Origin of the sequence: Arthrobacter sp. FW305-BF8 (assembly GCF_021789315.1) — a bacterium.
Classification (GTDB): Bacteria; Actinomycetota; Actinomycetes; order Actinomycetales; family Micrococcaceae; genus Arthrobacter.
This window is the reverse complement of sequence record NZ_CP084561.1, coordinates 3483885-3505185: the sequence shown is the minus strand read 5'-3', so window position 1 is coordinate 3505185 and position 21301 is coordinate 3483885. Positions and strand designations below refer to the sequence as shown.

Sequence of the window (21301 nt, the reverse complement as noted above, 5' to 3'; positions counted from 1 at the left end):
TATGGCTAAGAACCTGACTCCCTCCGACGCCAAGTTGGAGATCACCCAGATCAAGGGCGTCATTGGCGCCAAGCAGAACCAGCGCGACACCCTTCGGTCGCTCGGCCTCAAGCGCATCGGACACACCGTTGTCCGCACCGCTGACGCCGTGACCGTCGGAATGCTCAACACGGTTCCGCACCTCGTGAATGTTGAGGAGGCGAAGTAATGGCAGAGAAGAACACCGCCGAGACCGCCGCTGCTGAGAAGCAGAGCGCTCTGAAGGTTCACCACCTGCGTCCCGCCCCGGGTTCCAAGACTGCCAAGACCCGTGTTGGTCGTGGTGAGGGTTCCAAGGGTAAGACCGCAGGTCGCGGTACCAAGGGTACGAAGGCCCGCTACCAGATCAAGGCTGGCTTTGCCGGCGGCCAGCTGCCGCTGCACATGCGCCTGCCGAAGCTGCGCGGCTTCAAGAACCCGTTCCGGGTTGAGTTCCAGGTTGTAAACCTGGACAAGCTCAACGAGCTGTTCCCCGAAGGTGGCGCTGTCACCGTGGAGAACCTGGTCGAAAAGGGTGCCGTTCGCAAGAACCAGCCCGTCAAGGTGCTGGGCACCGGCGACATCACCGTCAAGGTTGACGTCACCGTCCACGCATTCTCGGCCAGCGCCGCAGAAAAGATCGCAGCAGCCGGCGGCAGCACCACCGCGCTCTAAGGGATTCCGTCCCGGAGCCGGTGGGCAATAGCCCGCTGCGCAAACTCCCGGCACGGGGGCCGAGGCCCCTGTGCCGGGAGTTTTTTCATACCTATTGGGTCTTCCGGATTGTTCGCATGCCGCAAACACCGGTTAGACTCGGTTGTTGGGTTTATAGACCTGCATCACGAGACTTATTAACAACTGAGGAGGACGCTTGCTAAGCGCATTCGGCCGGGCGTTTCGGACGCCTGATCTGCGACGCAAGTTGTTGTTCACGCTGGGAATCATCACAATCTTCCGCTTGGGAGCCTTTATCCCCTCGCCCGGTGTGAGCTACCAGAATGTCCAGCAATGCTTGTCGAACGGGCAGACCCAGGGCGGGATCTACCAGCTCGTCAATCTTTTCAGCGGCGGTGCGTTGCTGCAGGTCTCCATCTTCGCCTTGGGAATCATGCCGTACATCACGGCAAGCATCATTGTGCAGTTGTTGCGCGTGGTCATCCCGCGGTTCCAGCAGCTGTACGAAGAGGGTGCCTCCGGGCAGTCCAAGCTGACGCAGTACACTCGCTATCTGACGATCGCCCTTGGCCTGCTGAACGCCACGACACTGGTGTCGCTGGCAAGGTCCGGCCAGCTGCTGCCCGGCTGCAACCTGCCGATCATCCCGGACCAGAGCGTCATCACCACGATCCTCATCGTCATCACGCTGACGGCCGGCACCGGCCTCATCATGTGGATGGGTGAGCTCGTGACCGAGAAGGGCGTCGGCAACGGCATGTCCCTGCTGATCTTCACGGCCATCGCTGCCGGCTTCCCCACCTCGCTGGGCGCCATCTGGTCCGCGCAGGGTCCGGGCACGTTCTTCATCGTCCTGGCCATCGGCCTGCTGACCGTTGCCCTGGTGGTCTTCGTGGAGCAGTCCCAGCGCCGCATCCCGGTGCAGTACGCCAAGCGCATGATCGGCCGCCGCACAGTGGGCGGCACCAGCACCTACATTCCCATCAAGGTGAACATGGCCGGCGTCATTCCCGTCATCTTCGCTTCCTCGATGCTCTACCTGCCGGCGTTGATCTCACAGTTCAACCAGCCGAAACCGGGGGAGTCCCTCCAGCCGTGGGTTGAGTGGATCAACAACAACCTGACCCGCGGGGACCACCCCATCTACATGGCGCTCTATTTCGCCATGATCGTTTTCTTTACCTACTTCTATGTCGCGATCACCTTCAACCCTGAAGAGGTCAGCGACAACATGAAGAAATACGGCGGCTTTATCCCGGGTATCCGTGCCGGCAAGCCGACCGCGGATTACCTGCAGTACGTCCTGTCGCGCATCACGCTGCCCGGTGCCATTTACCTTGGCTTCGTGGCACTGATCCCGCTGGTGGCGCTCGTGCTGATCAACGCAAACCAGAACTTCCCGTTCGGTGGCACCTCGATCCTGATCATGGTGGGCGTTGGCCTGGAAACCGTCAAGCAAATTGACGCGCAGCTACAGCAGCGTCACTACGAAGGGCTATTGCGATGACCAGAATGTTGATTATCGGACCACCGGGTTCGGGCAAGGGCACGCAGGCGGAACGCATCTCAGGCCGCCTCGGCGTCGTTGCGATCTCCACCGGCGACATCTTCCGCGCCAACGTCAAGGGTGAGACGCCGCTCGGCGTCGAGGCCAAGAAGTACATGGACGCGGGCGACTTCGTGCCGGACAGCGTGACCAACAAGATGGTCCGCGACCGTCTCAGCGAAGCCGACGTAGAGGACGGCTTCCTGCTGGACGGCTACCCGCGCACCACCGCCCAGGTTGACTACCTGGACCAGATCCTGGCCGACGGCGACCAGAAGTTGGACGTTGTCCTGCAGCTCACGGCCGATGACGAGGAACTCGTTGCCCGCCTGCTGGGCCGTGCGAAGGAAACCGGACGCAGTGACGACAACGAAGCCGTCATCCGCCACCGCCTGGATCTGTACCACGAGCAGACCGAAGCCGTTGTGGCCAAGTACGCCGAACGCGGCATCCTGACCCAGGTTGACGGCATCGGCCAGATCGACGAGGTCACCGACCGCGTCATGCAGGCCATCAAGGAAGCTCAGGCCGCCTGAAATTAGTTCCAACGCTGCGAGGCTCCTCCCGGATCATGGGGAGGGGCCTCCGGCATTTAGCCCCGCGCTTTCCGGTCCCGCATCCTGCGGCCGCAAGGGCGAGGCACACCGAGAGGAAAAACCGCTGATGGCATTCGGCCAGCCACGGATTGAATACAAGACCAACGCCCAGATGCGCACCATGCACGAGGCCGGGCTCGTCCTGAGCCGCGCCCTCGATGCGGCCGTGGCCGCGGCTGCCCCGGGGGTCACCACGAAGCAGCTCGACGAGGTCTTCGCTGCCGTGCTGCTCGAGGCGGGCGCCAAGTCCAACTTCCTGGGCTACCACGGGTTCCCCGCCACCATCTGCACTTCCGTCAATGAGGAAGTGGTCCACGGCATCCCGGGCGACAAGGTCCTCCAGGACGGGGACATCATCTCCATCGACGGCGGCGCGATCGTCAACGGCTGGCACTCCGACTCGGCGCGGACTGTGATCGTGGGAACGCCGGACCCGGAGGACCAGCGCCTCTCCGACGTCACCGAGACGGCCATGTGGCACGGCATCGCAGCCCTGGCCAAGGGCAAGTTCGTGGGCGACATCGGTGCGGCAGTGGACGACTATGTCTCCTCCGTCCCGGGCAAGCCCCTGGGCATCCTTGAGGACTACGTGGGCCACGGCATCGGCTCCGAGATGCACATGGCCCCCGACGTCCTGAACTACCGCACCAGCCACCGCGGTCCGAAGATCCGCCCCGGCCTGTGCCTGGCCATCGAACCGATGCTGGTTCGCGGCGGCATCGAGACGGCAGTGCTGGAGGACGACTGGACCGTGGTCACCACCGACGGCAAGCGTTCGTGCCAGTGGGAGCATTCCGTGGCCGTCCACGAGAAGGGCATCTGGGTGCTGTCCTCGCCGGACGGCGGCGCGGCCAGGCTCGCGCCCCTTGGCGTGGTGCCGGTCCCGATCCCCTGAGGACACGCTTTTAGTTGGGCGACTCGCACCTAGCCTGGCGACTCGCAAAATCCCTGACGCTACCGGAATTCCGGTGTCGCCAGGGATTTTGCGCGTCATGGGGATCTTTCTGCGTCGCCGTGTCAGCTCCCGGGGCAGAATGGGAGCCATGGGACCGAGTGGCGGAGCCGCAGCGCAGGGACAGATCACCGACGTGCCAGGCGTGCGTGTGGGGCACCAGCAGAAGTCCGACGGCGGGTGGCTGAGCGGGGTGACCGTGGTGCTGCCCCCTGCGGGGACAGTGGGTTCGGTGGACGTTCGCGGGGGAGGGCCAGGCACCCATGAGACCGATGCGCTGGACCCCACCACCCTGGTGCGCACCGTGGACGCCGTGGTGCTCACAGGCGGCAGCGCCTACGGCCTGGTTACAGCGCATGGCGTCCAGCGCTGGTGCGAGGAGCAGGGCCGCGGCTTCGCCGTGACGGGCGGGGTGGTGCCCATCGTGCCGGCAGCCGCCATCTTCGACCTCGGCCGCGGCGGCGCCTTCAGCGCCCGCCCGGATGAGGCCATGGGCTACGCGGCGGCAGCGGCCGCCGGCGGACAGGCGGAAGGACACGACGTCGAACGCGGCAACGTGGGTGCCGGCACCGGAGCCGTCATCGGACGAGGGAAATACAAAGGCGGCGTGGGCACAGCGTCCATCACCCTGGAGAACGGCGTGGTGGTGGGTGCCCTGGCAGTGGTCAATGCGCTCGGCCTTCCGCTGGCAGCAGAGGCTTGCGGTGAGCCCGGCACACCGGAGCAGCGGGTGGAACCCGCCAGCGTGCGTCTAAGCGAGGAACAAGCGAGCACGCAGAGGGTTTCGGCCGTTGGGACGGAACCCGGCCCAGCGCTTAACACCACCCTCGTCGTCGTCGCCACGAATGCCGTGCTCGACGTGGCTGAGTGCAAGCGGACCGCCTCGGCTGCCCACGCGGGGCTGGCGCGGGCGCTGAATCCGAGCCACACTCTGGCCGACGGGGACACCGTGTTCTGCCTCGCCACCGGGGGCCACGAGCTGGACAGGAGTACGGAAGCCGCCCGGCAGATAAGTCTCATTACCCTGCAGAGTGCGGCAGCCGACGTCGTACGTTTGGCCATCCTTGACGGGATCAGCAGCGCCCAGGCGGTAACAACTCCGGCGGGCGAATTTGGTGCATACCCGGGCAATGTGCGCTAACATGGCTGGATTTAACTTTCCGGGCCTAATGCCGTAGAGTTGCATGTTGGTTGTCTGCCCTGCCGCGCCCATTTGCGGCCGGAGGGCGACGGTCAATCAAATCAAAAACGTCCGCAGTCTTTCATGGTGCAAACCCGAAGGCTGTGGCAAACAACAGTTAGCGGAGGATATGGCCAAGAAGGACGGGGTCATTGAGATCGAGGGCGTAGTGACTGAGGCGCTGCCCAACGCGATGTTTCGCGTTGAGCTCACCAACAAGCACGTTGTCCTCGCACACATCTCTGGGAAGATGCGTCAGCACTACATCAGGATTCTTCCTGAGGACCGCGTAGTGGTGGAGCTGAGCCCTTATGACCTGACACGTGGTCGTATCGTCTACCGCTACAAGTAAACGTTGGGCGGCCAAGGCAATTGCCTAAGACCGCTCCAACGGCCCAACTGCTATCACGCAAAGGAACGCCATGAAGGTCAAGCCGAGCGTCAAGCAGATCTGCGAAAAGTGCAAAGTGATCCGCCGTAACGGCCGGGTCATGGTGATCTGCGAGAACCCGCGCCACAAGCAGCGCCAGGGCTAATTCCCGTCAGGGAATCCCTGGGTTGCTAACCCACGCAAGTAAATAAAGGCAGCACAAGCTGAACTGGGACGCATGAGCCCGGACAGCTAACCCCCGGTCGGAGGCTGGGGCCGCACTGAAAGTGCGGGTGTACTGCCTACGACCTCCGGTTTATTCAAGGAGTACCGCCACTATGGCTCGTCTCGCTGGCGTAGACATTCCCCGCGAAAAGCGGCTGGAAATTGCGCTTACTTACATCTACGGCGTGGGCAAGACCCGTGCACACGAAACCCTGGCTGCCACCGGCATCAGCGCTGACGTTCGGGTCAAGGACCTGACGGATGCGCAGCTGGTAGAGCTGCGTGACTACATTGAAGGCAACTACAAGGTTGAGGGTGACCTTCGCCGCGAAGTAGCAGCAGATATCCGCCGCAAGGTTGAAATCGGCAGCTACGAAGGCCTGCGTCACCGCAAGGGCCTGCCCGTACGCGGTCAGCGTACGAAGACCAACGCTCGTACCCGCAAGGGCCCGAAGCGTACCGTCGCCGGCAAGAAGAAGGCCCGCTAAACCGCACTTGCCTGACGGCAAATGTGGGATCAGCAAGGCCTTCCCCCAAATAACTTTCTGTAGGAGAAGAAATGCCCCCGAAGACTCGTGGCGCGGTTCGCAAGCCGCGTAAGAAGGACAAGAAGAATATCGCGCTTGGCCAGGCGCACATCAAGAGCACGTTCAACAACACCATCGTGTCCATCACGGACCCGACCGGTGCTGTGATCAGCTGGGCTTCCGCCGGTGAGGTTGGATTCAAGGGCTCGCGTAAGTCCACCCCGTTCGCTGCGCAGATGGCTGCCGAAGCCGCCGCCAAGCGTGCACAGGAGCACGGCCTGAAGAAGGTTGACGTGTTCGTCAAGGGACCGGGTTCCGGACGCGAAACCGCCATCCGTTCGCTGCAGGCTGCCGGCCTCGAGGTTGGCTCCATCCAGGACGTCACCCCCGCCGCGCACAACGGCTGCCGTCCGCCGAAGCGCCGCCGCGTCTAAGTATTTTCCGCAGCCGGAGCTTGCCCGGACCCGTTTCGGGTCCGGGCAAGCCCGCCGCGTTAAGTCCTCAGACCGATTTTCCACCACCTGTGTTGCGTCATATAGCGGATGCTCGCCGAAAGGAAACCTAAGTGCTCATTGCACAGCGCCCCACCCTCTCCGAAGAGGTCGTCTCCGAAAACCGCTCCCGGTTCATCATTGAACCGCTGGAGCCGGGCTTCGGTTACACCCTCGGAAACTCCCTCCGCCGTACCCTGCTCTCCTCCATCCCCGGTGCCGCTGTAACCAGCATCCGGATCGATGGCGTGCTGCACGAGTTCACGACGGTTCCGGGTGTCAAGGAAGATGTCACCGAGATCATCCTCAACATCAAGAACCTGTCCGTGTCCTCCGAGCACGACGAGCCGGTTGTTGCTTACCTGCGCAAGCAGGGCCCCGGAGTCGTCACCGCCGCGGACATCGCTCCGCCGGCCGGCGTCGAGTTCCACAACCCGGATCTGCACATTGCCACGCTGAACTCGAAGGGCAAGTTCGAACTCGAACTGACCATCGAGCGCGGCCGCGGCTACGTTTCGGCAGCTCAGAACAAGTCCGGCGACGCAGAGATCGGCCGTATTCCGGTTGACTCCATCTACTCGCCGGTGCTGAAGGTTACTTTCCGCGTGGAAGCCACCCGTGTTGAGCAGCGCACCGACTTCGACAAGCTGATTGTCGACGTCGAGACCAAGCAGGCCATCGCCCCGCGCGATGCCGTTGCTTCCGCAGGCACCACCCTGGTGGAACTGTTCGGTCTGGCCCGCGAGCTGAACACCGCAGCTGAGGGTATCGAGATTGGCCCGTCGCCGACGGATGCTGCCCTGGCAGCAGACATGGCTCTGCCGATCGAGGATCTGGACCTCACCGTCCGTTCCTACAACTGCCTCAAGCGTGAGGGCATCCACACCGTGGGTGAACTCGTTGCCCGCTCCGAGGCTGACCTGATGGACATCCGCAACTTCGGTGCGAAGTCCATCGATGAGGTCAAGGCAAAGCTGGTTGAACTGGGTCTGTCCCTGAAGGACTCCCCTCCCGGTTTCGACCTGGCAGCCCGCGCCGCAGCCATCGAAGAGGACGACGCCGCGTTCAGCGACGACGAGCTCTAACAAGCAGATCTTGGCCGAGAGGCTGGCCCGCACCGCGTAGTGCGCAGCCTCCCGGCTTCCATATGAGGAGAAACAAATATGCCTACCCCCACTAAGGGTCCGCGCCTCGGAGGCGGCCCGGCTCACGAGCGTCTCATGCTCGCGAACCTGGCAGCAGCACTGTTCGAGCACAAGCGGATCACCACCACGGTCACCAAGGCCAAGCGCCTGAAGCCGTACGCAGAGCGCCTGGTCACCTTCGCCAAGCGTGGCGACCTCGCTTCCCGCCGCCGCGTTCTCGGCCTGATCAGCAACAAGGGCGTCGTCCACGAGCTGTTCACCGACATCGCGCAGGCTGTGGAGAACCGCAACGGCGGCTACACCCGCATCACCAAGATCGGCAACCGTAAGGGCGACAACGCTCCCATGGCTGTCATCGAGCTGGTTCTCGATCCGGTTTCCGCCAAGCAGGCTGTTGTAGCCGAGGCCACCCAGGCTGCTGCCGCTGCTGCTCCGGCCGCTGAGGAAGCACCCGAGGCAGAGGTCGTTGAGACCGAAGCTGCTGAGGCTCCCGCTGCTGAAGAAGCTCCGGCTGAAGAAGCTGCTGCTGAGGAAGCTCCGGTTGAAGAGGCTGCTGCTGAAGAGGCTGCGGCCGAGGAGAAGGACGCGAAGTAATTCGCTAAATCCTTCGCATAGACTTGAGTCTATGACCCACCAAGAACCCGCTGCCCCCGTTTTGGGGGGCGGCGGGTTTTTGCGTATCCGGCTCGATCTCGCGTACGACGGCGGTCCGTTCAGCGGGTGGGCAGTGCAGCCGGGGCGCCGTACCGTCCAGGGAGTTTTGGAGGGGGCGCTGGAGCTGCTGCTCCGCCGCCCCATACGAGTCACGGTGGCCGGCCGCACCGACGCGGGCGTGCACGCCCGTGGTCAGGTGGTCCACCTGGATCTGACGGAAGCCGAGTGGCTGGGACTGAACCGTGGTGCGGACGTCGATCCCGCCGTCGCCCTCCTGCGCCGCCTGCGGGGCACGCTCAGCCGCGGGCTGGAAGACCAGACCGGCGCCATCATGGTGCACAAGGCCGCCGTCGCCCCTGAAGGGTTCGACGCCCGGTTCTCCGCCCTGTGGCGCCGCTACAGCTACCGCATCGCGGACGGCCCGGAGAAGTGGGATCCGCTTGGCCGGTACAGCACGCTCTGGCACAAGACGGCCCTGGACGTGGACCTGCTGAACGAAGGGGCGGCGCAGCTGCTGGGCCTGCACAACTTCCTGTCTTTTTGCAAGCCGCGGGAAGGTTCCACCACCGTCCGGGAACTGCAGCGCTTCGAGTTTGGGCGCGGGCAGGACGGCGTCATTGTCGTCACGGTCCAGGCGGACGCCTTCTGCCACAACATGGTGCGTGCCCTGGTGGGCTCGGCGCTGTACGTGGGGGAGGGACAGGAACGTCCGGAGTGGCTGCACGAGCGCCTGCTGGCAAGGATGCGCGACGCCCGTTCCGTCCTGGCTGCACCGCACCCCCTGGTGTTCGAGGAAGTGGCCTACCCCTCCGACGGCGAGCTGCTGGCCCGGGCAGAGCTCACACGGGCAGTGCGCCAGTAGGGCCCTGCCCCGGTTTTCGCCGCGCGGCTAGTAGGCTGAGACGCAGTCTTAAATCATGCGGTCCTTACAGGGGGTAAGGGATGAATGATCGTCGCGTCGTTGTGGTTATCGACCGGGACGAGGAAGTCCGGTCCCTTTTGCGGACCACGCTCGGGGAGGCCGGCTTCGTGGTGCACTGCGCTGCCACCGGCGAAGCCGGGCTTGCGCTGGTCCGTGCCAAGCAGCCGGACACCGTCACGCTGGATCTGGTGCTTCCGGACATGGATGGCTATGAGGTGCTGCGGCGCATCCGCGAATTCAGCCACACCTACATTCTGATTATCACCGCGCGAAGCGGCCTTGGAGCGACCTTGAAGGGCTTCGACGCCGGTGCTGACGATTACATGGTCAAACCCATCCGGCCGCGGGAGCTGCGTGCCCGTGTTGACGGCATGCTGCGCCGGCCCCGGCAACTGACGGTCCCGCCGATCGTGACGCCGCGGCAGGCACCACTGGTTTCGCCCCGGCTGCGGGCCTCGGCCAGGGCGGAGATCGCGCCTGGACCCGCTCCGGCCCACGGTCTGCCAGTAGCGCGGGGCCTTGGAGTAGCGCTGGACGTTCCAGCTGCCCAGGGCCTGCCAGCTGCCCAGGCCTTCGAGCACAACGGGCTGGCGATCAACAGCGCAACGCGGGCCGCGACGCTCGGCGGTCGCGCCCTGCAGCTGACCCGTACTGAGTTCGACCTCCTGTACATCCTGCTGCAGCGGGGGAGCGGCGTTGTCAGCAAGGCGGAACTCGTCGGGCTTTTGGGTCTTGCGAAGCGGGAAGCGGGCACCATGGGCGGCAGCGATGCCGGTGTGCGGGACGCTGGCAGAATTATCGAAACCCACGTCGGTAACCTGCGCCGCAAGCTGGGGGACGACGCGAGGCAGCCCCGCTGGCTTAAGACTGTCCGCGGGGCCGGCTACACCCTGGCGTAGGGCCGTCGTCCGGACGTAGCCGCAGCTCAGAACGCGGCTGCTCCGCTGCTTTCCAGGACGCTCAGAATGCGCCCCTTCAAACGGGGGACACGCCGCCAAGGTTACAAGAAAATAACAAGGCAGCGGGCGCACCCTTAAGGCATGAAATCACTAACAAGCGACGACGTCGTCGCAGTCCGTGGCGTTCTTACCGATACGCATCCGGTCGATTTCTACGTGCTTGGCGTCGCGGGGGCGATTGACCGTTTGGCCCTCCCGCTGCGCGAACGTGGGATCACCGTGCACCTCGAGGCGCCCCACCATGGAATGGAAGTGGACAGGAAGTCCGCCGCGCTGCTCTACCGGGCGGCGCAGGAGCTCCTGAGCAACATCCATAAATACGCCGACGCGTCCTCCGTGACCGTCCGGCTCTGCTGCGTCTGCCGTTCCGGGGACAACCATGCGGTCCAGCTCCGCGTCACCGACGACGGTGGCGGCTTCGACGTTGAGGCCGCGACCCACGGCAGGCACTCGGGCATGGGGCTGAGGCTCATGACCCTTGCCGTCGGTTCCGCCGGAGGCAAAATGGCAATTGAGTCGGCCCCCGCCGCGGGAACCCGCGTGACCGTGACCCTGCCGCTGGACTAGGCCCTCTCCAGACTGGCACGCGCTTCCTACGCGGCTGTGACTGATGCCCAGCTGGGCCAAGGATCCGTTGGCAGTGGTGGTTCGGCGCCGTTGAGGGCGTCGAGGCCGTCGAAGGTGTCGGGATCGATGATGTCCGCGGGGTCGGGGTAGCCCTCGAAACCGACGGCGTCAGAATAGTCCGGCGGCTCGGGCAAGCCTGGTGGCATGAGCCAGTCCGGCAGCTCCGGAGAGTCTTGGTCCATCTGCGACTCCGGCCAGGAGGGCGGTTCGGGCCAAGCGGCGAGTTCTTGCCCGTCCGGTGCATCAGGCACGTCGGGCGGCAGCGGCCAGTCCTGGCCAGCCTCCAGAGCCAGCCGCGGTTCGGGCCAGTGGGGTGGTTCCCAGTCCTGATGTTCGCTGGGGTAGGAACGTCCCGACGGTGAGATCCAGCCGGGCGGCGTGTCCTTGGTGGCGCCGACCGGTTTCCACGCTGTGGAGTGTTTCAGACGGTGGTGCTTGGGGCAGGGCTGGCCGAGGTTCCTGATGCTGGTGGTCCCTCCGTCGGACCAGGCCAAAATGTGGTCGGCGTCATTGTCCATGGAGTGGTTGTTGCAGCTCGGGAACGTGCATCGAGCATCGCGCAGCCGCAGCCACTGGCGCATCGGCTTCGTCAACCGGTAGCTTGTGCGTCCGATCTCCAACGGCGCCCCGTTCCGCGGGTCTGTAAGGACCCGCAGGAATGACGTTCCGCCGTCGGCGACGAGCCGGCGGGCCATGGACGCGGGAATGGGACCGTACCCGTCCAGCATGGCCGGTTCCTCCGTCAGGCCGAGCAACGAGAACACCGGAACGGTTACCAGGACCTGCGCCGTGGGGGACGGCACCCCGCCGACCGGTACAAGACCGGACGGCGCACCACCTACGGGAACAGAACCCGCAGGCGTTGAACCTGCCGGCGCGGAGTCTGCGGGAACCGGCTCAGCGGGCGGGCCGTCAACCGCGCCATCAAGCTGGTGACCTGCTGTGAGCAGCCACGTGGCGGCAGCATCGACGCGCAGCTGCGTCAAGGTGCGGGATTCGGTGGGACTTTGCATGGCGCGGCCCGCGGCGGTGGTGCGGTTCCAGATCGCCGCAGCCTGGTCCGCCGGCAGAAACGCCGAGAGCCAGGCCATGCCGTCCCGGTCCGGTGTGTACTCCAGCCGCCGGTCCTTTGCACTCTTCGCATGGCGGGTTTCGATGCTGTCCGGATGATGCCGCTCCCGCCAGGCACGTACCTTCGCCCGGAACCTGGAGGGCACCAACTCTCCGGCCGGGCATCCGCGGGCGGCCCCGGGCGCGTCCGGGTCCAGGAAGTGCGCGCCTCCAACCCAGCTGTGGACGCGGGATCCAGCCCGATGGTTTCATCGCACATCACCCGGGCATGCTGCCACGAAATTGTTCCGGCGTGCAGTGCCTCCAGCGCCAACGGCAGGGTATGGCTGAGGGCGGCGGATTCAACAAGCAGCCGTGTCGCCGCACCTTCGCTCACAGTCAGGGCGCCGGCGACTTCGGCCGTTAAGGACATCTGCCGGATCTCACGGTCCCGCAGGCTCTCAGCCGGCGGTGCCATGGCCGCGGAAATGTCGGCGTATTCGGCCGTGAGGTGGACCTTAAGGGCAGCAGCCCGGGCCTCCAGTTTGGCCGCCTCGGCCAGTCCGTCCAAGACGGCATCGGCCCGCTCCTGCAGTGGATCGGCGTAATTCGGCAGAGGGTCCGCGCCCCCAGTGCCCGGATCAGCGGCCTTGCGGAGCTTGGCAGCCAGCGCCGCGGCAGAAGCACTGATAGCCTCAAGCGCATCCGCAGCCGCACTGTTATCCATACCCAAAGCATGCCATCGGCCTATGACAAAAACGACTCTGCCCCGGGGCTATGTGGAAAACCGGATTGGGCCTGATCCCCGCGTCAGGACTCGGGCGTTCCCTCAGCCGGCAGGGTGAGGGTGAAGGTGGTGCCTGCGCCGGGTTTGCTCTGGCAGGAGATGTCCCCGCCGTGCCGCTCCACGATGGTTTTGGTAATGGACAGACCCAGCCCCACCCCTGGAATGGCAGCCTGGCGCGCCGCCTGGGTGCGGAAGAACCGCGTGAAGATACGCGAAGTTTCCTCTTCGCTGATGCCCATGCCTGTGTCCTGGACCTTCAGCTGCACCCACGATTCGCTACGCCGGGCACTGACGGTGACTTTGCCGCCGTCGGGAGAGTATTTGACGGCATTGGACACCAGGTTGTCCAGCGCCTGACTGATGCGAAGCGGGTCAGCGTGCGCCCACAGCGGCGCCGGAACGTCGGTGCTGAGCGAAACGTTGCTCGCGTCTGCCTGCGCCTGGACCGAGCCGATGCTGTTCTCGATGAGGCCGGCCAGATCGGTCCGGCGGGGATGCACGGCCAGAACGGCCGAGGCCGACACCAGAAGCTCCGAGACGAGGGAGAGCAGGCGTTCGGCATTGCGCTGGACCACCTCCAGCCGGCGCACGGAATCGGGGCTCAAGGCGTCCGCTTCGTCCAGCACCAGGTCCACGTTCCCGAGCACAGACATCAGGGGACTGCGGAACTCGTGGGAGACGTTGGAGATCAATTCTTCCTTGGCGGAGAGCGCTTCCACCAGGCCCGTGACGTCACTGTAGACGACGACCGCCCCACTGAACCCGCCGTCGTCGTTCTTGATAATCCGGGCAGCAGTGGCGACCGCCCGCTGCGAGGGTCCCTCGCCCAGCCACACCAGGTAATCGGCGAAGGTCTCACCGGCCACAGCACGGCTGATCGGGCGTTTGTCCAATGGAAGCGGCGTTACTCGGTCCTGCCCGAACATGAGCTGCTGGGCTTCCAGCGGCTGCTCAGTGCCGGCCGGGGCTGCCGCCTGCCGGAAGGTTTGCTGCTGGTTGTTGACCAGAACCTTCTGGCCGTCCGCATCCACGGCCACAATCCCAACGTCGGTGGTGTCCAGGATGGTCTTGAGCAGCCGTTCGCGGTTCCGGCTTTCCACGAGCAGTTCGCGGAGTTCGGCGTCCTTCTTCTCCAGTCGCTGGCGCTGCAGGCGGACGTTGGCGGTGGCGAACCTTATTGCCAGCGAGACGGCCAGCATCATTAGCGGCAGCAGAATTGCGGTGGCAATGTCCGAAGGTGAAATCTTGGGAAACTTTTGCACCAGCGTGGGAATGCCGATGAGGAGGGTGCCGAAAAAGCTCAGGAAGATGGTGGTGCGCGGGAAGTTGTCGGAGCTGGAAAGCCAGATCACCGGGAATATCGCCAGAACTCCAAGTCCGGCAACGGCGGGAACCGCGCCGTTGCGGGCGAGCCCGATGACCACCATGTCGAGTATCGGAATAACTAAGTAGGCGTTGGGCGGTAGCCGTTCCCAAGGAACCAGAAAGCAGGCGAGGAACGTCGTCACCATCATGACGATGGCGGCAATAAACACCGGGCTCTCGATCAGCGTTGGCCACACCGCGGGGGCGGCAATCGCCAGCGCGGCGAGAATGACCGTAACCGGGAGCTGGCAGAGCGCCACCTGGACGCGGGGCCGCAGCCGGCGGAAGAATCGGTCCGTGTCGCGGACCAGCACGTGCTCACCCAATGCGGCTGCGCCCGGTTCTGGCCTGCACTTCCGAATTCCAAGACCGCTCGTGGTTATACGAAGACATGATGCCCATTATGCACACCTATTCTTCGGTATTTGCAGGGGGCGGCGCCGGTGAGCGGCGTAAGCCTAAAAGATATGGGTAATTTTCGTTCTTTCGGCCCTTCTACGTTGTAGCGTAGGTAATCTGGTAACGCTTACCGCATTGCGCTGGGCTGTGCGGTGGTTTTGCCTGGATAGAGGTAGTGGTGGGTGATCTTGGTGTTGCCGTGGTCATCGAGGATGATGTCGACGTTCGGAATCTCCTCGACGCGGTTTTGCAGCAGGCGGGTTTTGAGGTGCACTCTGCAGGGAACGGCCGCGACGGGGTTGACATGGCTAAGCAGCGCCAGGCGAACGTCATTACTCTCGACGTCGGTCTTCCGGACATTGACGGCTTTGAAGTCCTTCGGCGCATCCGGCAGTTCAGTGACGCCTACGTTGTGATGCTCACCGGCCGCGATGAGGAGCTTGACACCATCACGGCACTCCAGGGCGGGGCGGACGACTACATCGTCAAGCCCTTCCGGCCGCGGGAACTGCGGGCCCGGATAACGGCGATGCTGCGCAGGCCCCGTGTTTCTTCTGCAGATGATGCTCCGTCTGCTGCAGAGTCCGGGCCCGTTGGCTCCGCCGCTCCCGCCGGTTCGCGCCGCGGCGCCGTGCTGCAGCACAATGGCCTGGCACTTGACACCGAAACCCGGACCGTCGCCCTGCGCGGCACGCCCCTGGGGCTGACCCGGAGCGAATTCGACCTGCTGCACGAGCTGCTGAGGGGAACGGGCGCGGTGCGCACCCGGGCCGATCTGGTGCGGGTAGTGCGGGGCGAGTACTACGGCGAGGACACCTATATCAGCGAAGCTGACGAAAGGGCCGTTGAAGTCCATATCGGCAACCTGCGCCGCAAGCTACGCGAGGACCCCCAGGATCCCCGGTGGCTCGTGACGGTGCGGGGCGTGGGGTACCGGCTCGCCCCGAAGCGGGCTGAGTAGGGCGCTTACCTGGGCTCCTAGTGCGTCTAGGCCTCCGGCGGGAGGTAACCATTCTTGAGGCCGCACACGGTTTGGTCGCCGGTAAGCGCCACAAAGGGCAGCAGCCGGCGGACAGCGGGCAGGTCTCCGCTCTTCACGAGGCGTTCCAGGTTTACCGCCAGCTGAGCCAGCCGAGAGGCACCCACCATAATGGCCGAGTTCTTCAGGCTGAGGACGGCGTCCATAGCTGCGTCAGCGTCGTCGTGTTCGACCGAGGCTTCGAGGTAGGTCCGGCGCTTGTCCCAGATCCTGATGTAGTCCCTAGCGAAGTTGTGTGCCACTCCGGTGCTGCCCATGTCATCTTCGAGGTCATGAAGGACGTCCAGGTCTAATACGGGCAAGGCTGCACTCTCCGATTCGTCGTGAAGCATGCCATCATGGCTCGCAGGGGCCGGAACGCAGACGCCGCTGGCGTTGCTGTCGGCTGCTCCGGAACTCGAAATGGACATGAGTTAAGGCTACTTTGTGAGGTTGGGAAAACCCTGATTGAGCTTGGATCCTGTGGAAACCTTGCGGGTACCTTGTGGTGGCGCCAAACCTGCGGAAGTCCCCACCTTACTAGCTGCCGAGAGTCTCGATACTCTTGATGACGGCAGGGCCCAAGATGGCAATGAACAGGACCGGAAAGATGAAGAAAAGCAACGGGAACAGCACACTGACCGGCAGCTTCATGGCCTTTTCTTCCGCGCGCTGGCGCCTTTTCACGCGCATGACTTTAGCCTGCACTCTGAGAACGCCGCTGATTGCAATGCCGTAGGCGTCGGCCTGCACGACGGCCTGCACGAAGCTCCGCAGCTCCGGCACGTTAGTGCGCTCCGTGAGTGCCAAATAGGCTTCACGGCGGCTACGCCCCACTTGCATGTCTTGCAGGGTGCGGACCAGTTCCTCAGCCAATGGGCCCTTGCCAGTCCCGCCGGCCCTGGCCATGGCTCCTTCAAACCCAAGCCCGGCGTCCACAGCGATAAGCATTTGGTCCAGCGTGTTGGGCAGCTCAAGTTGAATGGCTTTCTGCCGCTCCTGGCCTTTGCTGACCAACAGCAGGTCCGGAATGAAGTAGCCCATGGCCAAGATGAACAGACCCAGAAGCTTCAGGATCGGCGACGGACTTGTTGAACTGAGGAAGATTCCCACTGCGAAGCCGACGGCGGCCAGTGCCGGTTTCGCCGCAAGAACCCGACCCAAGGGAATGCTGGGAGGCCTTCCGGCCAGCGAGAGTAACTTATCCAACCGACGGACATAGCTGGCAGGGGTGATTCGCCTGCCTAAGCGAAGGAAGAATCCGTCTTCTGGTGCTTCCCCAGGTGCCCGTGCGGGAGCACTGCGTTTGAGGTTCTCCTGGATGGCTGCAGCCGATTTCTTGTCGGCCGACAATGCGGCCCAGGCAAGATAGGCGAATGGCAGGGCAATCATTCCTGCTGAGAGGGGCACAAGTATTGACATGGCTGCCTAGAACTTCAGATCGATGATCTTGCGGAGCCATAAGCCGCCGATTGTCATGAATATGACCGAAACAACCATCATGCCCCAGCCCAGCGGGTGCCCGAACATCGGGTTCATGTAACCCGGGCTCACAACCAAAAGGATGAGGATAATCCCGACGGGAAGGCCCATAAGGATATAGGCCGAAAACTTACCTTCCGCGGCCAGGGCCTTTATCTGTCCTTTGATTTCGCTCCGCTCGCGAATGGTATCCCCGACCTGGTCGAGTACCTCCGCCAGGTTACCTCCGACTTCGCGGTTTATTTGAATGGCCTGGGCTATCCAGGTGAAGTCTTCGTTAATCATCCGGGTCGCCGTATCATTCAGTGCGGAGAGGAGGTCCTTGCCCAGGCTCGTTTCAGCGACTACTCTCCGCATCTCTTCGGCTGTTGGGCTGGCGGACTCGACGGCGGCTGCCTCAATCGCCCGCAAGATGCTGTGCCCGGCTCGAAGGCTTCCGGTAAGAAGTTGCAGCGTGTCACTGAGCTGCTGGTCGAAAGCGGCGCGGCGTTTGCCTGTCCGGTAGCTCAAAAAGAGAATGCCGGCGGGCGGGGCGAACAGAAAGAACACCAGGGCAAGCGCGGGTCCACCAGCAATCAGCCCCATGAGCGAGCCGACACAGCCCCCGGCCAGTACAAGAATGATGTAGTCCGCTTGGCTCAAACGCAGGCCCGCGAGTTCGAGGGATTCCTTGCTGTACAGCTTCAAATCCCGAGAGGACAGGTACCTTTCGAGGACGGCGGTTGCAGAGCCTGCAAAGCGCGACACCGTAGAGATCGAGTCATCATCGACAGGCCGCCGCCGTTCCGTGGGAATGCGCGGCGGGCCGGGGATCAGGATCAGGACCAGCGTCAGGATGGCGGCGGACAACAGCAGGATAAGGCCTGACACAAGAAACATGGCGGGATCCTACCGCCGCCCGGCCGCGGACTTGGCGGCGAACACACCAGGGGACACGTGGATGCCCATGTCCTCAAAGCGGTCGATGAAGTGGGGGCGGATGCCGGTGGCAACCGGCTTGCCCCGGAACCTTCCCCTTTCATCCACCCCCGCCGCGAAGTCGAAAACGAAGGCATCCTGCAAGGTCACGATGTCCCCTTCCATGCCTTGGACCTCGGTCACGTGCGTGATTCTTCTACTTCCGTCGCGGAGCCTCGAGATTTGTACGATCAGGTGTACGGCGGAGGCTATTTGCTCGCGGATGGCACGGAGCGGTAGATCCATGCCGGCCATCAGGACAAGGGTCTCCAGCCGCGCGACGGCGTCCCGCGGAGAGTTTGAGTGAACAGTGGAAAGGGAACCGTCGTGGCCCGTGTTCATGGCCTGAAGCATGTCCAGTGCCTCGCCGCCGCGGACCTCGCCCACGACGATGCGGTCCGGACGCATCCGGAGAGAGTTGCGCAACAGTTCCCGAATGGTGACTTCGCCCTTGCCTTCTGTGTTGGGAGGCCGGCTTTCGAGACGGACAACATGTTCCTGCTGGATTTGCAGCTCCACGGCGTCTTCGATGGTGACGATCCGTTGGTTGTCCTGGATGAAGGACGAGAGGACGTTCAACAGTGTGGTTTTTCCGGTTCCCGTGCCACCTGAAACGATGATGTTCAGCTTGGCCTTGACGCAGGCGTTCAGGAGTTCGGCCATTTCCGGAGTCAGCGTCCCGAAATCAATGAGGTTCCGCACAGTCAGTGGAATCTTGCTGAACTTTCGAATGGTCAGCGAGGATCCGCCGACGGCGAGGGGTGGAATTACGGCGTTTACACGGGAGCCATCTTCGAGGCGCGCGTCCACCAGCGGTGAGGATTCGTCAATGCGGCGGCCTACCTTGGAAACGATGCGTTCGATGACGCGTCTCAGGTGATCCTCTGAGGTGAATTGCGCGTCTGCGAGGCTCAGCTTGCCGTTCCTTTCAACGTAGATCTGGTCCATTCTGTTGACCATGATCTCCGTGACGTTGGGGTCATCGAGAAGCCGTTGTAGGGGACCAAAGCCCAGCACGTCATCCGCTACATCCTGGACCAACCGGATTCTTTCTTCGGGCGTCAGAGGAACGCGCTCCGCGTCGATAATCTGGGAGAGTTCGTCGCGGGCGCTTGCTCGCAGTTCGTGCTCACCAAGCCCCGAGTCGCTGTACCGGGCGCCCATGCGCTCGAACAGAGCATCCGCTGCGCGTTGTTTTAAGCCTGCCAATGCGTCCACCGGCCGTTGTGACTTGGCTGCAGGCGCGGTGGGCGGCCTTTGGCTGCTCGGCGTGAAGGGGGAGGTTACGGGTTCCTCCAAACTGTGATCAGTCTCGTCGGCATCCGGTTCTTCAGGTGGGTTCACAGTGTGTTCCGGCAGGGCAGGATTCGCCTTGACTTGGGCTGCAGAAAGCCGTTCAGAAAGTTTCACTTCACCACCACTCGTCGATGCTGCTTCCGCTGGTCGCTGGTCCGCCAGGCCGGATCGAACCGCTGGACCAGTTGTTTGAAGCCCTTAACGGCGGGATCACGCCGCGAATCCTGCAGGATCGGGACACCGCGGTTTGTTGAAAAAGCGACCGCTTTAGACCGCCGGATGCTCACATCCACCGGTGCGCCGATGGATGCTTCGACGTCCCGCACAGTAAGCCCCGACTTGGAGTCAGCCATGTTCAGAACCACGTGCCGGGTCTCGGGCAGGATTTCCAGCTGCTGAAGGATTTCCAATCCTGAGCGGAGGCCGCGGACGCTGGGGATGTCCATACCAGTGACCCAAACCACGTCAGTACACTGCTCCATAGCAGCCAGGCCCACTTCGCCGAGTCCCGGCGCGGTGTCCACCACGACGTAATCAAACTCGCTGGCCAACTGCTCCAATAGACGGGTGATCTGCTCTGGGGTGATGTGGTCGGCATCAGCCGGATTCCTGGGAGCACAGAGTGAATAGATGCTGGCGGGATGGACCGCCAGGAAGGCCTTGAGTACCAGGGAATCCTGGCTCGCCGAAGTGGTCACAGCGTCAGTGATTGTGTGTTCCGGTTCCAGATACAGCCCTGAAGCCACGTCCCCAAACTGAAGATCGAGGTCGACGATGACGACTTTCATGGGCGCAATCTTGCCCAGCCCGACTGCGATGTTGGTGGCAACCGTGGTCTTGCCGACGCCGCCCTTGGGGGAGAACACACCGATGACCAGGCCGCTGTTGGAGGCTACCCTGGGCGATGCATCCTGGCTGCGGTAGCGGCTGGCGAAAGCCTGGCAGGCCCGTTCGAGGATGATGCGTATAAAGGCAGGGTCAGCCGAAGGGTCCATGATGTCCCGGATGCCTGCGCGCATGGCATGAAGCACCAGCTCTGCATCGCTTTGCCGGACGAGGATAACGCTGACTTCCGGCAGCTGGACATCGAAGATTGTTGCGAGACGCAGGGCATCCTCCAGAGCGACATCTGGCCCAAGAATCAGCACCTCCATGGGTTCTCCGCTGAGTTGCGCGAACAGGTCCTCCGGCTGTGCTGGCATGGCGGCCGTCAAGAATGTCTGCACGCTGCCTTGCAGACCTCCGACCACCGCCTGGCGTAAGCGGTGGTCAAAGTCAGTGTTTGGACTGATCAGGACGAAACGGCTCACGGGTAAACGTCACCCCGCTTGATTTGGGTGGGCGGATCGGCTTTGGCTTCCGCCGGCTCTTTCGTCAGCCAAATTCTGCCGAATTCGGCCGAATAGATAACCTTTGCTGCCGCGGTGTCAGCAACGGCGACTGTGACGAGCATGCCTCCGGCGGGGAGCACCTGGGGATTTGGTCCCGAGGACGGCGACGCTGGGGCTCTCTGTTGGGTCGCTTCGGCGCGCTGGAGGCTTGTGACCAGAACCTTGTGCAGGACGCGGCCGGTCGTTGGCGGGAATACTGAATCTTTGATGTCGCCATCAAAGGTGGCGAACAACCCGACCGTGTCCCCGGCAACGACCCGGCCGCCCACTAGGCGTTGCGGTTCGAGGGCAAAGGTCACTTCCTGCAAACCCTTGGGAACGGGAACTGAACCTGGCACGTCAAGGGCGGAGGGCTCAATGAGCCGCTCGGTGAGGAGTTGTTCACCGGGAACTAAGTTTGTCGCCGTGACTTTTCCGGCCTGGCCATCGAGACTTCCGAGCGCTGATCCGGGAACGCCGGTGCGCGGTAATTCTTCCACTGCCACGAGTTTGGCCAGGGCTTCCGCAGACGTGCCGGCGGGAACGGGCTTCTGGACGACCAGGACTTTAGTGGGTTCTAGGTTCTGCATGGCCCGGCTATCGGCCGCCTGCGCGTAGGAGAAGATCAGAAGGATTCCGACTATTGCCACGACAACAGCGGCAACACCGGCCAATAAGCGCGACTTCACC

24 protein-coding genes and 1 pseudogene are annotated in these 21301 nt (G+C 63.4%); 16 read left to right on the top strand and 9 right to left on the bottom strand.

Annotated elements, in window-relative coordinates; genetic code table 11:
- Position 1: 1 nt before the first annotated feature.
- The 15 genes from rpmD to LFT45_RS15725 all read left to right on the top strand — a co-directional run bounded on the left by rpmD (position 2) and on the right by LFT45_RS15725 (position 10827).
- Positions 2 to 208, top strand: a complete 207-nt coding sequence (rpmD, locus tag LFT45_RS15795) for a 50S ribosomal protein L30 (RefSeq protein WP_003803757.1) — start codon at positions 2 to 4, stop codon at positions 206 to 208.
- Positions 208 to 693: a 50S ribosomal protein L15 gene (gene rplO / locus LFT45_RS15790; protein WP_102973683.1), complete on the top strand. Its 486-nt coding sequence runs from the start codon at positions 208 to 210 to the stop codon at positions 691 to 693. The genes rpmD and rplO overlap by 1 nt, the downstream gene beginning before the upstream one ends.
- Positions 694 to 889: 196 nt before the next feature.
- On the top strand, positions 890 to 2200 hold the full coding sequence (gene secY, locus LFT45_RS15785) for a preprotein translocase subunit SecY (protein WP_236804508.1): 1311 nt from the start codon (positions 890 to 892) through the stop codon (positions 2198 to 2200).
- Between the two features lie 5 nt (positions 2201 to 2205).
- Positions 2206 to 2775: an adenylate kinase gene (locus LFT45_RS15780; protein WP_236809384.1), complete on the top strand. Its 570-nt coding sequence runs from the start codon at positions 2206 to 2208 to the stop codon at positions 2773 to 2775.
- A gap of 127 nt (positions 2776 to 2902) precedes the next feature.
- Positions 2903 to 3730, top strand: a complete 828-nt coding sequence (map, locus tag LFT45_RS15775; protein ID WP_111905200.1) for a type I methionyl aminopeptidase — start codon at positions 2903 to 2905, stop codon at positions 3728 to 3730.
- A 148-nt stretch (positions 3731 to 3878) separates the two neighbouring features.
- Positions 3879 to 4928 carry a P1 family peptidase gene (locus tag LFT45_RS15770; RefSeq protein WP_236804506.1) on the top strand — a complete coding sequence of 350 codons (1050 nt, stop codon included), beginning with the start codon at positions 3879 to 3881 and terminating at the stop codon, positions 4926 to 4928.
- Positions 4929 to 5097: 169 nt separating this feature from the next.
- Positions 5098 to 5319 carry a translation initiation factor IF-1 gene (gene infA, locus LFT45_RS15765; RefSeq protein WP_011775571.1) on the top strand — a complete coding sequence of 74 codons (222 nt, stop codon included), beginning with the start codon at positions 5098 to 5100 and terminating at the stop codon, positions 5317 to 5319.
- Between the two features lie 70 nt (positions 5320 to 5389).
- Entirely contained in the window at positions 5390 to 5503 is a 114-nt protein-coding gene (gene rpmJ, locus LFT45_RS15760) for a 50S ribosomal protein L36 (protein WP_009358722.1), read from the top strand.
- Between the two features lie 172 nt (positions 5504 to 5675).
- Positions 5676 to 6050 (top strand): 30S ribosomal protein S13, encoded by a 375-nt coding sequence (gene rpsM, locus LFT45_RS15755; RefSeq protein WP_003803743.1) that lies wholly within the window; start codon positions 5676 to 5678, stop codon positions 6048 to 6050.
- A gap of 71 nt (positions 6051 to 6121) precedes the next feature.
- Positions 6122 to 6523 (top strand): 30S ribosomal protein S11, encoded by a 402-nt coding sequence (rpsK, locus tag LFT45_RS15750; protein WP_003803734.1) that lies wholly within the window; start codon positions 6122 to 6124, stop codon positions 6521 to 6523.
- 131 nt (positions 6524 to 6654) lie between these two features.
- The gene (locus LFT45_RS15745) at positions 6655 to 7665 is read left to right on the top strand and encodes a DNA-directed RNA polymerase subunit alpha (RefSeq protein WP_003803733.1); all 1011 of its coding nucleotides are present in this window, start codon (positions 6655 to 6657) and stop codon (positions 7663 to 7665) included.
- 78 nt (positions 7666 to 7743) lie between these two features.
- A complete protein-coding gene (gene rplQ / locus LFT45_RS15740; protein WP_236804504.1) occupies positions 7744 to 8319 on the top strand; it encodes a 50S ribosomal protein L17 in 576 nt (191 codons plus the stop codon).
- A gap of 31 nt (positions 8320 to 8350) precedes the next feature.
- The gene (gene truA, locus LFT45_RS15735; RefSeq protein WP_236804502.1) at positions 8351 to 9241 is read left to right on the top strand and encodes a tRNA pseudouridine(38-40) synthase TruA; all 891 of its coding nucleotides are present in this window, start codon (positions 8351 to 8353) and stop codon (positions 9239 to 9241) included.
- An 80-nt stretch (positions 9242 to 9321) separates the two neighbouring features.
- A complete protein-coding gene (locus tag LFT45_RS15730; RefSeq protein ID WP_236804500.1) occupies positions 9322 to 10200 on the top strand; it encodes a response regulator transcription factor in 879 nt (292 codons plus the stop codon).
- A gap of 141 nt (positions 10201 to 10341) precedes the next feature.
- Positions 10342 to 10827: a sensor histidine kinase gene (locus LFT45_RS15725; RefSeq protein ID WP_236804498.1), complete on the top strand. Its 486-nt coding sequence runs from the start codon at positions 10342 to 10344 to the stop codon at positions 10825 to 10827.
- A 26-nt stretch (positions 10828 to 10853) separates the two neighbouring features.
- Here the strand turns inward: LFT45_RS15725 and LFT45_RS15720 are convergent.
- From LFT45_RS15720 to LFT45_RS15710, 3 genes and pseudogenes are all read right to left on the bottom strand, one after another.
- Positions 10854 to 12664 (bottom strand): annotated as a pseudogene (locus LFT45_RS15720) (DUF222 domain-containing protein).
- A gap of 83 nt (positions 12665 to 12747) precedes the next feature.
- Entirely contained in the window at positions 12748 to 14415 is a 1668-nt protein-coding gene (locus tag LFT45_RS15715) for a sensor histidine kinase (protein ID WP_236804496.1), read from the bottom strand.
- Positions 14416 to 14615: 200 nt separating this feature from the next.
- Positions 14616 to 14762, bottom strand: a complete 147-nt coding sequence (locus LFT45_RS15710) for a hypothetical protein (protein ID WP_236809491.1) — start codon at positions 14760 to 14762, stop codon at positions 14616 to 14618.
- On the opposite strand from LFT45_RS15710, the gene LFT45_RS15705 reads away from it, so the two are divergent.
- A complete protein-coding gene (locus LFT45_RS15705; RefSeq protein WP_236809382.1) occupies positions 14694 to 15449 on the top strand; it encodes a response regulator transcription factor in 756 nt (251 codons plus the stop codon). The genes LFT45_RS15710 and LFT45_RS15705 overlap by 69 nt on opposite strands.
- Positions 15450 to 15475: 26 nt before the next feature.
- On the opposite strand, the gene LFT45_RS15700 is transcribed toward LFT45_RS15705, so the two are convergent.
- The 6 genes from LFT45_RS15700 to LFT45_RS15675 all read right to left on the bottom strand — a co-directional run bounded on the left by LFT45_RS15700 (position 15476) and on the right by LFT45_RS15675 (position 21300).
- Complete coding sequence (locus LFT45_RS15700) at positions 15476 to 15937, bottom strand: Hpt domain-containing protein (protein WP_236804494.1); 462 nt, start codon at positions 15935 to 15937, stop codon at positions 15476 to 15478.
- A gap of 109 nt (positions 15938 to 16046) precedes the next feature.
- On the bottom strand, positions 16047 to 16928 hold the full coding sequence (locus LFT45_RS15695) for a type II secretion system F family protein (protein ID WP_236804492.1): 882 nt from the start codon (positions 16926 to 16928) through the stop codon (positions 16047 to 16049).
- 6 nt (positions 16929 to 16934) lie between these two features.
- Positions 16935 to 17867, bottom strand: a complete 933-nt coding sequence (locus tag LFT45_RS15690; RefSeq protein WP_236804490.1) for a type II secretion system F family protein — start codon at positions 17865 to 17867, stop codon at positions 16935 to 16937.
- A 9-nt stretch (positions 17868 to 17876) separates the two neighbouring features.
- Entirely contained in the window at positions 17877 to 19163 is a 1287-nt protein-coding gene (locus LFT45_RS15685) for a CpaF family protein (RefSeq protein ID WP_236804488.1), read from the bottom strand.
- Positions 19164 to 19351: 188 nt separating this feature from the next.
- Entirely contained in the window at positions 19352 to 20551 is a 1200-nt protein-coding gene (locus LFT45_RS15680; protein ID WP_236804486.1) for an AAA family ATPase, read from the bottom strand.
- Complete coding sequence (locus LFT45_RS15675; protein WP_236804484.1) at positions 20548 to 21300, bottom strand: hypothetical protein; 753 nt, start codon at positions 21298 to 21300, stop codon at positions 20548 to 20550. The genes LFT45_RS15680 and LFT45_RS15675 overlap by 4 nt, the downstream gene beginning before the upstream one ends.
- Between the last annotated feature and the right edge of the window lies 1 nt (position 21301).

Bases quoted from the DNA above. Each gene is read 5' to 3' on its own strand.
- rpsM (WP_003803743.1), top strand. From the start codon at position 5,676: ATGGCTCGTCTCGCTGGCGTAGACATTCCCCGCGAAAAGCGGCTGGAA.
- LFT45_RS15695 (WP_236804492.1), bottom strand. From the start codon at position 16,928: ATGTCAATACTTGTGCCCCTCTCAGCAGGAATGATTGCCCTGCCATTC.
- LFT45_RS15700 (WP_236804494.1), bottom strand. From the start codon at position 15,937: ATGTCCATTTCGAGTTCCGGAGCAGCCGACAGCAACGCCAGCGGCGTC.
- rpsK (WP_003803734.1), top strand. From the start codon at position 6,122: ATGCCCCCGAAGACTCGTGGCGCGGTTCGCAAGCCGCGTAAGAAGGAC.
- rplQ (WP_236804504.1), top strand. From the start codon at position 7,744: ATGCCTACCCCCACTAAGGGTCCGCGCCTCGGAGGCGGCCCGGCTCAC.
- LFT45_RS15730 (WP_236804500.1), top strand. From the start codon at position 9,322: ATGAATGATCGTCGCGTCGTTGTGGTTATCGACCGGGACGAGGAAGTC.
- truA (WP_236804502.1), top strand. From the start codon at position 8,351: ATGACCCACCAAGAACCCGCTGCCCCCGTTTTGGGGGGCGGCGGGTTT.
- rpmD (WP_003803757.1), top strand. From the start codon at position 2: ATGGCTAAGAACCTGACTCCCTCCGACGCCAAGTTGGAGATCACCCAG.
- rpmJ (WP_009358722.1), top strand. From the start codon at position 5,390: ATGAAGGTCAAGCCGAGCGTCAAGCAGATCTGCGAAAAGTGCAAAGTG.
- rplO (WP_102973683.1), top strand. From the start codon at position 208: ATGGCAGAGAAGAACACCGCCGAGACCGCCGCTGCTGAGAAGCAGAGC.
- LFT45_RS15690 (WP_236804490.1), bottom strand. From the start codon at position 17,867: ATGTTTCTTGTGTCAGGCCTTATCCTGCTGTTGTCCGCCGCCATCCTG.
- LFT45_RS15780 (WP_236809384.1), top strand. From the start codon at position 2,206: ATGTTGATTATCGGACCACCGGGTTCGGGCAAGGGCACGCAGGCGGAA.
- LFT45_RS15770 (WP_236804506.1), top strand. From the start codon at position 3,879: ATGGGACCGAGTGGCGGAGCCGCAGCGCAGGGACAGATCACCGACGTG.
- LFT45_RS15725 (WP_236804498.1), top strand. From the start codon at position 10,342: ATGAAATCACTAACAAGCGACGACGTCGTCGCAGTCCGTGGCGTTCTT.
- infA (WP_011775571.1), top strand. From the start codon at position 5,098: ATGGCCAAGAAGGACGGGGTCATTGAGATCGAGGGCGTAGTGACTGAG.
- map (WP_111905200.1), top strand. From the start codon at position 2,903: ATGGCATTCGGCCAGCCACGGATTGAATACAAGACCAACGCCCAGATG.